This is a genomic window from Bacillus sp. AC266, assembly GCF_979253805.1.
This window is the reverse complement of record NZ_CEEDEC010000009.1, coordinates 147,102-161,476: the sequence shown is the minus strand read 5'-3', so window position 1 is coordinate 161,476 and position 14,375 is coordinate 147,102. Positions and strand designations below refer to the sequence as shown.

13 protein-coding genes are annotated in these 14,375 nt (G+C 37.5%); 2 read left to right on the top strand and 11 right to left on the bottom strand.

Annotated elements, in window-relative coordinates:
• Positions 1 to 13 precede the first annotated feature (13 nt).
• From AC0IXC_RS26730 to AC0IXC_RS26715, 4 genes are all read right to left on the bottom strand, one after another.
• Positions 14 to 1,123 (bottom strand): serine hydrolase, encoded by a 1,110-nt coding sequence (locus tag AC0IXC_RS26730; protein WP_098168392.1) that lies wholly within the window; start codon positions 1,121 to 1,123, stop codon positions 14 to 16.
• Positions 1,124 to 1,240: 117 nt separating this feature from the next.
• A complete protein-coding gene (locus AC0IXC_RS26725; protein WP_471653583.1) occupies positions 1,241 to 2,173 on the bottom strand; it encodes a nucleoside hydrolase in 933 nt (310 codons plus the stop codon).
• A 134-nt stretch (positions 2,174 to 2,307) separates the two neighbouring features.
• On the bottom strand, positions 2,308 to 3,741 hold the full coding sequence (gene panF, locus AC0IXC_RS26720; protein WP_002087740.1) for a sodium/pantothenate symporter: 1,434 nt from the start codon (positions 3,739 to 3,741) through the stop codon (positions 2,308 to 2,310).
• A 3-nt stretch (positions 3,742 to 3,744) separates the two neighbouring features.
• Positions 3,745 to 4,023 (bottom strand): YhdT family protein, encoded by a 279-nt coding sequence (locus AC0IXC_RS26715; RefSeq protein WP_002014357.1) that lies wholly within the window; start codon positions 4,021 to 4,023, stop codon positions 3,745 to 3,747.
• Positions 4,024 to 4,295: 272 nt separating this feature from the next.
• On the opposite strand from AC0IXC_RS26715, the gene dhaS reads away from it, so the two are divergent.
• A complete protein-coding gene (gene dhaS, locus AC0IXC_RS26710) occupies positions 4,296 to 5,780 on the top strand; it encodes an aldehyde dehydrogenase DhaS (RefSeq protein ID WP_002087742.1) in 1,485 nt (494 codons plus the stop codon).
• Positions 5,781 to 5,830: 50 nt separating this feature from the next.
• Here dhaS and fabG read toward each other — a convergent pair whose 3' ends face one another.
• On the bottom strand, positions 5,831 to 6,571 hold the full coding sequence (fabG, locus tag AC0IXC_RS26705) for a 3-oxoacyl-ACP reductase FabG (RefSeq protein WP_002014354.1): 741 nt from the start codon (positions 6,569 to 6,571) through the stop codon (positions 5,831 to 5,833).
• 133 nt (positions 6,572 to 6,704) lie between these two features.
• Here fabG and AC0IXC_RS26700 point away from each other — a divergent pair, with 133 nt between their 5' ends.
• Positions 6,705 to 6,854 (top strand): YfhD family protein, encoded by a 150-nt coding sequence (locus tag AC0IXC_RS26700; RefSeq protein ID WP_016100859.1) that lies wholly within the window; start codon positions 6,705 to 6,707, stop codon positions 6,852 to 6,854.
• Between the two features lie 74 nt (positions 6,855 to 6,928).
• Here the strand turns inward: AC0IXC_RS26700 and AC0IXC_RS26695 are convergent, their stop codons facing one another.
• The 6 genes from AC0IXC_RS26695 to AC0IXC_RS26670 all read right to left on the bottom strand — a co-directional run bounded on the left by AC0IXC_RS26695 (position 6,929) and on the right by AC0IXC_RS26670 (position 14,314).
• Positions 6,929 to 8,782 (bottom strand): terpene cyclase/mutase family protein, encoded by a 1,854-nt coding sequence (locus AC0IXC_RS26695; RefSeq protein WP_326997362.1) that lies wholly within the window; start codon positions 8,780 to 8,782, stop codon positions 6,929 to 6,931.
• A 102-nt stretch (positions 8,783 to 8,884) separates the two neighbouring features.
• Positions 8,885 to 9,310, bottom strand: a complete 426-nt coding sequence (locus AC0IXC_RS26690) for a divergent PAP2 family protein (protein ID WP_000447809.1) — start codon at positions 9,308 to 9,310, stop codon at positions 8,885 to 8,887.
• 80 nt (positions 9,311 to 9,390) lie between these two features.
• Positions 9,391 to 10,332, bottom strand: a complete 942-nt coding sequence (rarD, locus tag AC0IXC_RS26685; RefSeq protein ID WP_471653582.1) for an EamA family transporter RarD — start codon at positions 10,330 to 10,332, stop codon at positions 9,391 to 9,393.
• 105 nt (positions 10,333 to 10,437) lie between these two features.
• Positions 10,438 to 10,686 (bottom strand): DUF1294 domain-containing protein, encoded by a 249-nt coding sequence (locus AC0IXC_RS26680; protein WP_016092058.1) that lies wholly within the window; start codon positions 10,684 to 10,686, stop codon positions 10,438 to 10,440.
• Positions 10,687 to 10,759: 73 nt separating this feature from the next.
• Positions 10,760 to 10,894: a hypothetical protein gene (locus AC0IXC_RS26675; protein WP_002014348.1), complete on the bottom strand. Its 135-nt coding sequence runs from the start codon at positions 10,892 to 10,894 to the stop codon at positions 10,760 to 10,762.
• Positions 10,895 to 10,951: 57 nt separating this feature from the next.
• Positions 10,952 to 14,314 carry a tubulin-like doman-containing protein gene (locus AC0IXC_RS26670; RefSeq protein WP_016120612.1) on the bottom strand — a complete coding sequence of 1,121 codons (3,363 nt, stop codon included), beginning with the start codon at positions 14,312 to 14,314 and terminating at the stop codon, positions 10,952 to 10,954.
• Positions 14,315 to 14,375 lie beyond the last annotated feature (61 nt).

Here is a 14,375-nt window from a genome sequence, read left to right as displayed (position 1 = left end):
CATAGCACCGAGTTTATTTAATAAAAGTCGCATCATACTTATCACTTTGCAACACTTGAAAGTGTAGATTTGCTAAATGTTTACGTATTTCAGCACTGTCATCTTCATTTAAATTATTTGCCAAGAAAACAATTTCTGTACAGTTTCCGCGTTTATCCATTGCATAAACTGCTTTCGTTACCGTCCATGGTGTATAACCATTCTTTTGTCCAGCATGCCTGAATGTTTTACGATATTTCTTTGCGCTCATATCTGTTTCAACGATATTCGCCCACACTTTTTCTTCCGCTTCTGTAAGACCACCTTGATGATTTGCCTTTTGAAGCAGTACCATATAATCGTTAGCGGAAGCAGCCGGCAATCTATCCGACCAAATTTTGTCGTAACGTTCCTCTAAATACAGAGGAATTTCCTTCTGTAATAATGGTCCCTTCTTTTTTAAGCGTTCATGAATAATCATAGCATATTCACGATATTGCTCTTGAGACATTTCTTTTAACTTTTTCTCTATTTTATATTTTGGAACATGTAATTCTTTATGCAAATATCCCGGAATGTATAAAGATGAAACAATCGGAAATAGCGGTTGATGTGCAGGAAGTGCTAAACTTTGTAAATTCCGATTAATATTGTCTAATCCTAATACCTCCATTAAATATTCAGCATTTGCATTAGAACTAAACTTAACCATTCCTTTTGCAACTTCTTCTAAAGAAACCGCTCCTTCAGTTATCTTTTCTTTTTTTTGCAAATAATTTTGCCATCTATCTTGTGCACCACCATCTGTACCCGGCACATAATAACGATTCACATCATTAATTGAAACGAAACTAGACGGATCGATTTTCCCCTCTGTAACTTGTTTCGTATATTCAAGCGCCACAATTAACTTCATCGTACTAGCAACTGGCAATACAACATCCGGATTTACAGAATACACGACTTTATCATTTCTTTTTATTAAAAGTGCACTATTCTTTTCATCTTTATGTTCTTCAATAAAGGATGCTATGTACTGCGCATCATCATTATTTGAACTCCACACTTTTTTCACTAAAAAGTTACCTGATATCAGCAAAACAAAAATACCCACAATCACTGCGCATACTATAGTTTTTTTCAAGTAAAATTCCTCTCCTATTGTGTAACTCTTCTCTATTTATCTCTTAAAAACAAAATAATGGAGATGATTGTTTAAATAATCATCTCCATTATTTTAACTTGTATGCTACTATTATGTCTACGTCATAATTTTCACAAAATCCTCTAGAAACTTTTTATAATGTAAAGACCAGCCAATTTTAACCCAATTTTTCAACGCTTTTGCTTCAGGTTGCGGGCGAAAATCAGCGATACTTTCCCCTTTCGCAACTCCAACCGTATCTACATCAACACGACGATACACGTAATCTAAAATAGATGGATTTGCCGCTACCATCATCGTTACTACATCATGCACTGGGCTCCCTGTTATTTTAGGATTCAGATTTTTATAAGCTTTATAATAATAATTGAAAATCGGTTCTATTAATTTCTTGAAATTCGTTTTAGAATGTTTCGTAATGTATTTCACCATCTCCGGTGTAATAATCGCTTCTGATGTAACGTTAAGCGGTATTAATGTCACATTTTTTGCATTTTGCATAACTAATTGTGATGCAATTGGGTCACCATGAAAATTGGCTTCCGCGACTGGTGTAACATTTCCGGGCATTAAAAAAGCTCCGCCCATTATATAATATTCTTTCACATACTTCATCATTGGTTTTTCTAAAATAAATGCCGTCGCTAATGTTGTTGATCTGCCGGCATCAACAATGATTAGTTCTCCTTTATATTTTTCAATGATATCGAAAAATGCACAAAAAGGTTTAATATTGGGAGAAAAAGTTTTAGGAGGCTTAATAGGTCCCAAACCGTCTACCCCATGAATTTCCGGATAATATGTTACAAAATCCCCAGATAAAGGAATTTTCGTTCCATTAATAACAGGTATATCTTCCCGGCCCGCCATTTGCAATAAATACGCCGCATTACTCGTCGCCTTTTCCTGTGTTACATTCCCATATCCTGTTACTACTCCAACAATATCAATATCAGGATGCAATAATCCATACATAATTGCTAAAGAGTCATCAATTCCTGGGTCTCCTAAAAATAATATTTTTTTCATAGACCTCAACTCCATCCCATCAATTGTTATTACTTTATGAATACATGACGGAATACAGAATGAAAAAGATAAATTTTGTATAAACAAAAAACGTAGGAACTTCATATTAGAAGTTCCTACGTTTTTCTATATTTTCATGCTACTTTTTTCATCGTAACCATACTACCAATTATATAAGAAATAAATGCAAAGCAAATCGGGAAAACAACTGTATGTATACCGAATGGATTAGGGTAGCAAAGGTGAATAAACATATAGGAACCTACTCCAACTAAAATAGATGCGAGAGCTCCAGTTGCATTTCCTTTTTTCCAATATAAACCTAACACAATCGGCCAAATGAACGCTGCTTCTAAACCACCGAAAGAAAATAAATTTAACCAAATTAAAAAGTCTGGTGGCTTAATAGCGGCAGCATATACGAGTAATCCTACGATACCAGTAATCAATAGGCTACCTTTCTTTATCGTACTATCCGCGGCATCTTTATTTATGTAGTTCACATATATATCTTTAATAATTGACGAACTTACAAGTAATAATAATGAGTTCACAGTAGACATTATCGCTGCCATTGGTGCAGCTAAGAAAACTCCAGCTAACCAAGGTGGCAACACTTCCATCGCGAGTAGCGGCATTACTTTATCTGGTACCGTTATGCCTGGAAGGACTACTCTTGCAAACACACCTGTTAAATGCATACCAATCATAATTGTACCGACGACAACCGTTCCAATGATTAATGCTTGGTGCATAGCTTTTGAATTTTTATAAGACATAGCACGCACACTAATTTGCGGTAATCCAACGACACCAATCCCAATTAAAATCCAAAATGATGTGACATATGATTTCGTTAAACTTCCATCCGCTCCGAACGGTGTTATTAGATTCGGATTAATTTGAATAAGTTCCTGCATAATCTTTTCAACTCCGCCACCAGCAATGACAGTAGCAATTAAAATGATTGTTGTTCCGACTAACATAATGATTCCTAATAACGTATCTGATAAAGCGACTGCACGAAATCCACCAATTAACACATACACAAGTACAGAAAATGTAAATAAAAATAGTGCCGTTGTGTAGGAAAGTCCTGTTAGCGACTCAATTAATCGTCCGCCGCCAACCCACTGGGCTACTGTTGCTGAGAACAAAAAGATTATAATACATAACGCAGAAAGAACAACTACCGCTTTATTATTGTATCTGCCCTTTAAATAATCAATAAGCGTAATTGCTTCCATCTTTCTAGCGATAATAGCAAACTTTTTACCAATAACCGTTAAAACGATATATCCTGTTACAACTTGAATCGCTGATAACAGCACCCATCCAAGACCCATATTGTAAGCAATACCAGGCCCGCCGATAAAGCTACTTGCACTACCGTACGTAGCAATCATCGTCATAGCTAATAATAAGCCACCAAGTTCACGCCCACCAAGAAAATATTCTTGTAAAAATTTATTATTAGCGGTTGCTTGTACACGTCTTGACGCATATACACCAATTAAAAACACAACGATAAAAGAAATTATCATTGGGATTATTACATACCAATTCATCTATCATTCCTCACTTTTTTCTTCCTCATCGAGTGAAATATCTTGAAATAAAAAACGAACAACTAAAATAAGCAAAATAACCATTACGATAAATCCAACGATACAGCTATAAAAAAACCATGCTGGAAAACCTAATACATATGTATATTCACTCGGATCCTTACTTCCAAGCCCATAGGCAAATCCATACCATATTATAAAATTAATAATAGCTAATCCAAGACCAATTAACGCTTCTCTATGGGCAACTCGAAAGCGCGGATCATCATGATAATTCTTCATTTTCCCCCTCCTCTCACGATGTATAATTGTACCACTGTTTTTCTAGTTTTTCCTACTAGAAAACAAAAACGCGCAGGATTTTTTGTAATTATATAGAATACAATGTTTCATTACATATTTTTTACAATTGTAACGAAAATGAAATTTGAATTTTCAGCATTTTTTATTTATGATTTTAAGTAGAGGCTTTTCATCTAGTTCCCACATCCTTGATTTCGGAATAAACGCCGTCTCGTACCGCGTTTAAATTATATTTTCAAGGGGGTTATACAATGAGTCAACTAGCTGTAAATCTTCATGAAAAGGTAGAGAAATTTCTTCAAGGCACAAAGAAACTATATGTGAACGGAGCGTTCATTGAAAGCGCTTCCGGAAAAACATTTAAAACGCCTAACCCAGCAACTGGTGAAACACTCGCTATCGTTGCTGAAGCTGGTCGCGAAGACATTCATAAAGCTGTGGTAGCTGCTCGAATGGCTTTCGATGAAGGTCCTTGGTCACGCATGAGCACTGCTGAACGCAGCCGTCTTATGTACAAGCTCGCTGATTTAATGGAAGAGCATAAAGAAGAGCTCGCACAGCTCGAAACGTTAGATAACGGAAAGCCAATCCGTGAAACAATGGCGGCAGACATACCACTTGCAATTGAGCATATGCGCTATTATGCTGGCTGGGCGACGAAAATTGTTGGTCAAACAATTCCTGTTTCCGGTGATTACTTTAACTATACACGCCATGAGGCTGTTGGTGTCGTCGGTCAAATTATCCCTTGGAACTTCCCACTTCTTATGGCAATGTGGAAAATGGGAGCTGCGCTTGCTACAGGATGTACAATCGTTTTAAAACCTGCAGAACAAACTCCACTATCCGCTCTATACTTAGCTGAATTAATTGAAGAAGCTGGATTCCCGAAAGGTGTTATTAATATCGTTCCTGGATTCGGTGAATCAGCTGGACAAGCACTTGTTAATCATCCACTCGTTGATAAAATTGCATTTACTGGTTCTACTCCAGTCGGTAAACAAATTATGCGACAAGCATCTGAATCATTGAAACGTGTTACTTTAGAGCTTGGCGGTAAATCACCGAACATTATTTTACCAGATGCCGACTTATCTCGCGCGATTCCTGGTGCACTTTCTGGTGTTATGTTTAACCAAGGACAAGTATGCTCTGCTGGATCACGCTTATTTATTCCAAAGAAAATGTATGATAATGTCATGGCTGATCTCGTCCTCTATTCTAAAAAACTAAATCAAGGTGTCGGTCTTAACCCTGAAACAACAATCGGTCCTCTCGTTTCCGAAGAACAACAAAAACGTGTAATGAGCTACATTGAAAAAGGGATTGAAGAAGGCGCTGAAGTACTTTGCGGAGGAAGTAATCCATTCGATCAAGGCTACTTCGTTTCTCCTACAGTATTCGCTGACGTAAATGACGAAATGACGATCGCAAAAGAAGAAATTTTCGGTCCAGTTATTTCTGCAATACCTTTTAACGATATTGATGAAGTAATTGAACGTGCAAATAAATCACAATTCGGCTTAGCGGCTGGTGTGTGGACAGAAAATGTTAAAACAGCACACTATGTTGCAAGTAAAGTACGTGCTGGTACTGTATGGGTAAACTGTTATAACGTCTTTGATGCAGCATCTCCATTTGGAGGATTTAAACAATCCGGTCTTGGCCGCGAAATGGGATCTTACGCGCTGAACAACTATACAGAAGTGAAGAGCGTTTGGATTAACTTAAATTAACGAGAAAGAACCTGACCTACTCGGTCAGGTTCTTTTCATTATGTATTCATTTACACTTGCAACCCACCGCTCACATTTAATACCTCTCCTGTAATGTAAGACGCATACTCTGATGCTAAAAAGGCAGCTGCGTTTGCAATATCTTCCGGCGTTCCAATTCTTCCAACTGGAATCGCTCCAACCATTTTCTCTTTTACTTTATCCGGTATTGTTTTTGTCATATCAGTATCCATAAACCCTGGACAAATCGCATTACACGTAATACCAAAACTTCCAACCTCTTTCGCTGCTGTTTTTGTTAAGCCTACAACCCCTGCTTTTGTAGCCGCATAATTTGCTTGTCCAATGTTTCCTTCCCTACTAATAGAAGAAATATTAATAATCCGTCCATACTGTTGTTGTCTCATATAAAGAAGTGCTGGCTGCATACAATAAAAAACGCCAGTTAAGTTCACTTGTAATACTTGTTCCCAAGCAGACTTCTCCATCTTATGTAACATTGCATCTTTTGTAATCCCAGCGTTATTCACTAAAATATGTAATGTACCAAATTTTTGCACCGCATATTCAATTAACGACTTCGCTTCATTTTGATTACTCACATCACATCGATATAAACTCACATCATACCCTTCATCTGATAATTCACGTGTCGTTTCTTGTAGCTTCTCTTCATTTACATCACTAATTAATACTTTGGCCCCTAGTTTTGCAAAAACTCGTGCGATTTCTTTTCCAATCCCCTGCGCAGCACCCGTTACAACAGCTGTTTTCCCATTCAACAATTCCATCTCTATCCCCCATTTCTATTAGTTATATTGTATATTTCGGCTCTATGCTTTCCAAATCCTCTTTGTATAAAAAAGTCTATTTGTGTCAAACTAACTTTGCAACGCCGCATAAAACACAAGGAGATTGTGTCGAATGAAAAAAAAGAATGTAAATCAAAACAAAGCTGCCGATGGCATTGATGTTGAGTTCGCTCGCGAACTCGCTGACCACAATGACTTAGAAGCAAACGCACGTGCAAATGCCGCTGATGCACGTCAAAAACGCCAATCAACAGAAAAATAAGGAACTACAACGTTCCTTATTCTTTTCAACAGGGACCTACTACCCATCAAAATAAACCGAGAGTATCTCTCGGTTTATTTTCTATATTTCTTTACGTAGTGCGCTAAAGCAAGTAACGGATATATATGCCCATAACTATGATAGCGAATATAAAAGCCCCCCGGTAACCCTGTACCAGTAGGATATTTTTCATTCATAGTAGACTTCGCGAGCAAATATGAAATTCCTTTTCGAATAATCGGTGTTTCTTGATCGTAGTAAGAAATGAGTGCATCAAGTGCCCACGCTGTTTGTGACGGCGTACTAAAAGGTAAAGAAATAAATTTTTTCTCTACACTACTTTGACAGGATTCTCCCCACCCTCCGTCTTCATGCTGCAAATGTTCGAGCCATGAAGCTGCTTTTTTCAACGATGGATGAGTAGAAGGCACTCCTAATGCACGTAAGCCTGTCATCGTTGCCCATGTCCCATATATATAACATATCCCCCATTTTCCATACCATGATCCATTCTGTTCCTGTACATCCATTAACCATTTGATAGCTTTCTTTTTTTGCTCTTCAAGCAATTCATTCGGTGCATACGTTCCGAATAATTCTAACACCCTACCTGTAATATCTGGTGTGGACGGATCGGTTATCATATCACTCGCATTTTCAATCGGCAAATTCGATAGTAACTTGCTCGTTACCCCTCGTTCAAAAGCTCCCCAGCCTCCATCATTGTTTTGCAATCCTTTTACCCATTCCACACCTCTTCCCCACGCATCATCTACTCTATCATTCCCTCTACTTCGCGCTAACGCTCTAAGGGCAGCTGTAGTATCGTCTATATCAGGGATCGTCGTATTAACATCTGAAAATCCCCAACCGCCAGCTACAAGTGATGATGCATGTACGCTCCAATCTACCTTTTTAGTTTGTTGTTTTTGCAATAAATACTCCGTCGCCCTTTGAATCATCTTATTTTCATTTGTAACTTTAGCTTCTTGCAATGAATAGCTAAGTAAAGCGGTATCCCATACGGTAGAAGGAGAATTTTGCAAATGACTTCCTCTGTCCATCTTCCATATATAAGATTTTAATCCTGTCACAGCTTTCTCAATAATTGGAGACTGAATAGAGTGCCCTAATGCAAGCAAAGCATAAATCATATAAAACGTAGCACTGGCGTAACTATATAATGTTCCATTTTCATCTATACGATCCTTCATAAAGCGCTCTACTTCTTCGTATCCTTTATGATGTAACGATAATGGATAAGATATTACCTTTTTCACATCGCCTAAAAACGATTGAATCAGCGGAGACCGCTCCTCTCGAAACCATTGCCCACCCCCGCCTGCAATATGATTTAAATTTGGCAATAACTTTTTCTCTACACGGAATCTCTTATTCATACAAATCATCATCGGAATTAAATGTATACGCGCTGAGCTGCTTAACCCAAATATACTGAGGGGGGAGTCATCTTGTAAAAATAATATTGGTGTTGGAAAGTGAAAAAGCGCAGGAAATTCATATTCTCCATGAATCGCTAATAAAAATTTCGTCATAAAATGGGCACGAGAAACTCCCCCGTGTTCCTTAATAAACATTTCAGCTCGCCTCATATTCATATCTTCTTTCGAATATTTTTCCGAAGCAAGTAAAGCAGCATATGCTTGAATCGTCGCGGATAAATTCCCTCCCTTTTCATCTTCGTATAATTTCCAAGTCCCTTCATTTGTTTGAAGAGATACTAACCTTTTCACAAACGGTTCTATTTCGTCATTTCGCCCTAATAATTTGAGTAAAAAAATCATGTGACAATCCGTTAGCAAAGCTCCTTCAAAACAAAATTGCCACGTTCCTTCTTGCCTTTGCATCGTTTGAAGTGCAGTCGTTCTCCGCTCTATCTCCTCATGCACTTTGTCATATAGTAGCACACCGCTCACCCACCCTTTCTAAGTCCGTATACGATATTCGAAAACTCATCTAAATATGTATGAAAGCAAAGAAAAGCAGAACGTGCATTACACACATTCTGCTTACAAACAATACCCAACCCCGACAACAATTCCTAATAGTGCACCAACAACAACTTGATACGGTGTATGTCCAACGAGCTCATTTAACTTTTTATATTCTGTTTGTCTACCATGAAAAAAATCATTCAATATTTTCGCTTGCTTACTTACCGCAAGCCTTACTCCTGAAGCATCGTACATAACAATAATGGCAAAAATAGCGGCAACCGCAAATATTGGACTCTCCACACCTTCCACCACTCCGACACCTGTAGCAAGTGCAGTAACAGTCGAAGCATGCGAACTTGGCATTCCACCTGAAGCAAAGAACTTAGCAAAATCAAACTCGCCTGTTTTTATTAATTTAAAAACGACTTTCGTTAACTGTGCTAAAAACCAAGAAATTATAGCTGCTATAAGTGGATCATTATGTAAAATTGTTTCCATGTTTTTCAGCTCCTCACTGACTATAATGGAATTTCTATATAATATAAGTATAAAGAAAAATGCGTAGAAAATACTACGCATTATGATACTTTTGCTGATTTATTTTTAATAAATTTTGGTCGCTTCTGTAGTAGAAACTTTGTTTTCGCCATTGAAAAGACAAATAAAGCAATCCATATACAGAAAAACGCAATCATATGAGTAGATGTAAAATGTTCACCAAAAACGAACACACCTAAAATTAAACTAATAGTCGGCGCGATGTATTGTAAAAATCCTATCATATAGAGCGGAATAAGTTGTGCTCCTTTAGCAAAATAAAAGAGTGGTAACGCTGTAACAATACCTGCCCCTATTAAAAGAAACGTTGATATTGCCGAAATAGAACCGAACGAACCAAAGCCATGAACTCCTGTCATAAACAAATATATAAGTGCAAATGGCGTCACTAACATCGTTTCCATCGTAAGCCCAATTGTTGCATCATAATTTAATAATTTTTTCGTTAATCCATATAATCCAAATGAAAAAGCAAGTGAAAGAGAAACCCATGGAATTGATCCGAAACGTATCGTTAAAATAACAACGCCCAATCCAGCTAAACCAACCGCAACATATTGCCAAAAATTAAGCTTCTCTTTTAAAACAACTGTACCAAGTAAAATACTTATAAGTGGATTAATATAATACCCAAGACTTGCTTCGATTACATGGTTATGATTTACGGCCCATATGTATACAAACCAGTTTCCACTAATAAGTACCGAAGCAATTGTTAATGACATTAATAATTTAGGTCGTTTAAAAAGGGCCACTAACTCCCCACCAAACTGACGAAACCTCTTCGTTACTCCTAAAACTAACAACATAAAAACAAATGCCCAAACGATGCGATGCGCTAATATTTCATCTGCCGGTACTTCCTCCACCCATTTCCAATAAATCGGAAGGACTCCCCACATCGTATACGCACCTGCTGCATATATAATCCCCTGCTTTTGCTCTGCTGTTTGACTCCCCATCTTCCTTTTTCTCCTCTTCTCTTTTTTTCTTCATTATAAAGTCTCACATGCTTACTTTACCAATATTCAATCTGCATTTCTTTCGACATTCCTCTTGCAAATCCTTTATATGTATAAAAACACTCCTACTGTTATAATAACGAGCACTGGAATACCGAAGACAAATTTACTTTTATGTGTCTTATGATGAAACATATACATACCAATCCAAGCTCCAACCGCTCCTCCAGCTACAGCTGATAAAAACAACGTACTTTCTGGCGTTCTCCACTGTTTTTTCTTTGCTTTTCGCTTATCAAGCCCCATCATACTAAATGCTATAACGTTAATAATAATAAAGTATATCCATTTCATCTTATTCTCTCCCTTAAAAAATTCGCTTTATTGTAACACGAAAAAACCACGCAGGCGAGTAGCCTGCATGGTTTTATAATTCAGTCTCTTGATTTTCTTGTTCTTTCTGTTCTTCCATTTGTTGTTCAGCGATTTCCGCTGAAATCATTCCATAATAAATTTCTGGATATAATCCAAATATTTGATATACACTTCCTAAAAATGGCATCGGAATCCCTCATTTCTAAAGTTGTATTGTCATTCTTAAGGATTCCCTTTTCACTCATTATACATTCGTTTTTGGCACTTCTTCTTCATCGGGAACATGTAATATATTTTGCCATTTTTTATAAGGCGCACTATTTGGATCCACATACCCTTTCGCATACGAACGATCCCACAATTGTTTCATAAACATCTCTTTCTCTTTCTTCGCAACCATATCTGCACCTGTTCCGTAATAGTTTTGGAAATACAGCTCAATTTCATCAAGGAATAGCCTTAACAAATCGTCAGATGTTTCTTCTAACGTCGGGTCATATTTTGCCTCACGGTCATACATTAAAATCATATCTAAAATATTATGAACATGCTCTTTACGGAGCCATCTTATATCTTGAGCGCCTAATACAAATGCATGTGTATATAAATGTCCACCTTGTATCATTGCCTTTTCTTGTTCTTCTTCAAATCGTGACAAGATGTTTTCATAAATAAACGGATTATGAAGCAATGCTCTGTGCAACTTATAACTTTCACTTGAAATATTTTTCCCCATCGACTGGATTAAAAAGCTACGGCCGACACCGTTATATTGATACACGAACTGTCCATCAACAGCAACTAAGCTAATCCAGCGATACATATACGCGTATAGAAGAGCACGATTACATTTATCGTAATCTAACTTCGTTTGCGTTGCATTCAAGTCTGGCATAAAGGCTGGTAAGTGCCAATATTTATCTAAATGCGGCGTCAAACTAGATTTTTTACTATTTAATTTGTTCACGCGGCGATAATACGATTGAAAATAATCACCTTTATCGTTCATAAAACCATTCGCAATATGTCCAGATGAAAGCTTAGGAAAATCTTGTAGCGATAATCCGTAATGAGCACGATAACAAATCACTTCAAATGGTGAAAACGCCTCGTTTACCGTATCTTTTTCTTTAAACATTTCTTGCAATAACTCTTCTTGCAATTCTTGTTTTAAAGATGGATGTACGCCCCAATATTGTAATTCTCTATGATGAGAAACTTTCGGAACGAACGGACTTGCTAAATGGAAAAGATCTTCAATTTTTTCACGAACGTATTCATCACGATCACGCTTCTTGAAATCTGCTTCTTTTCGCAATGCTTCAACGATATTAAGCTCTAATTTGTCACGATAGCGCACTTGAAGTTCGTCATAACAATAACTCAATATATGTTCACGATAGAAGTCTTCCACCTTTTTCGACTGAATTTCTTCGGCTTTCGCATCACGACAATATTCCCCGTACAAGCTCATATAAATTTCGGACGATATATCTTTCGGTAATACACCTAAATTTAAATGTTGCTGCATATCTTGCCAAATCTTTTCTTGCAATTTCTCTTCAGCTAATACGTATACATTCGTCGGGTTCGTTTTCCCCTCAAATTCCTTGCTTCGCTTTTGGATTTCAAACAATAAATTTTCACGTGTTTCGTATAAATTATCAAAGAATCTTTCCCAATATTGAATCATTTTATCAACTGCTTGGTATAGCGATTGATACACGAGTTCTAACAACATTTCTTTACGATACTCACTTAATTTGTGTACGTACTGCGTTACAATATCTTCAAATTCTTTTTTAAACAAACGCTGCTGATTATTAATCATTTTTCCAAACCAGCCTTGTTGCTGCGCAATTTCAACGCGGCGAACAGCCGTTACAGTTCCATCAATATTGCTCACATTAAATTTCTTATCGTAGTTTTGAATTAAATTACGCTTTTGTTCATTATTTTCATGTAGTCGATTCATCTTCTCTACTAACTGCTTACGAATTTCATACAGCATAAAACGTGCTGCAACTGGATGAACTGGATCCGTTTTCTTTAAAAACCATGTATTTAATTGGTAAGACTGTCCTTCTGAGCCACTCGGTGTAAAGCGGTCTGATTCGATCATGTCATATAAAAGGGTAGTAACATGCTCATGTACACGGCTCGGAATGGCATAAGCATATAAACGAACCGCATGATCAACTCTCGCTACTTCCCCCTTCATTTGTTCCATCATTTTAAGCTTCGCAGCCGATATTTTGCACTCATGCTGCAGGCGGTTTAATTCCTCATCTTTTTGCACTGTACGGTGTACGTAACTCTCTACAGCATCTAAAAACAATTTTGATTTTGCAACACCGAGCTTACCACCCTCTGCCCCTTCACGTGTTTCATGGTACATTTGTCTATAAAAAATATGAGCTTGTTCTGGCCGAGTAGCAAGATGCTCTAAGTCTTCTAAATAACTTTTCCCGCGCTCTGGCTTTTCACGCTGCATACCGCGTTTTACATCTTGATCGTATCTTTGCCTCTTCTCTTGAAATAGTTGATCTAAATGAAGCCAAGATTCATCTAAGCCTTGAACCGCCCATTTTAAAGCACAGTATTTCAAAACGTGCTCATACGGATAAATAAGTTTTGCCGTTCCTGCTCCGCAATATCTCCCTTTCCCACTCGATTCTGCCAATTGCTGAATTTGATTATCTTCTTGGGCAAAATGATTTGCAGACATTGGACTAAATAACTGTAAATAAATCGTATTTGCCATTTGCTCCATATAATCCGATAAATTGTGCAAATGGTGCCCATGTAAATTTTCATAATCATATAAGAAACAATAATTGTACGGTAAATGATGCTGCTTTATCGTATGGTTTGTTCTTCCATCTTCATCCACTTGATCAGGACGATATTCTAATTCAATCGTTACGCCGCCTCGTTTTGATAATTCACCAGTCGACCCAAGCGTAATAGCGTGCAACTCTTTTAACGATGCATAACCATTCGCTTGCACAGTTTCAAACTCTTTCGCACTAACCGTTCTCGTCTTAACTAAAACATCCGGCATTAAAAAAGCACCGCGAATTAAAATGTTATGATGCTGCAATTTCTTCCGGAGCATCTCACGCAAATATAATGCGATTTGTAAAAACATCCCTGAACCTGTTCCGCCGGCTAGTGACGTTACAATAATGACACGTACACCATATTCGGTCTGATCACTTGTAACTGGAAAAATCTTCTCGATTTCTTGCCAAAACGATGTGAGTTTATCTTCTTTCATCGCAGCACGTAACGCTAATCGTGAAATGACGCGTAACTGCCCAGCCCCTTCTGTTAACGGTTTATCGAGTATAGTCGGGTCCATCGGAAACCACTCTGGAATCGTTGGATCTCCCGCAATATACTCTCTCGGTGTTTTACTCGAGCTCGTTTGCGTCTTAAACTTCCGAATATGATCAAATTTACTCAATGTATTCACATCTGTATCAAATACATGCATCGCTACCTTTTTACGACGCTCCTCAGGTAATCTTTCATATATTTGATGTGTGACAGTACTACCGATTCCACCTAAGCCAATTAAAATTGTTGGAACTTGTAATGTCATGTGAACCACCTTCCTATTCTTGCTTGTTTGAAAAGAAGAATAAAGAGAGCCGGGCCTCCTC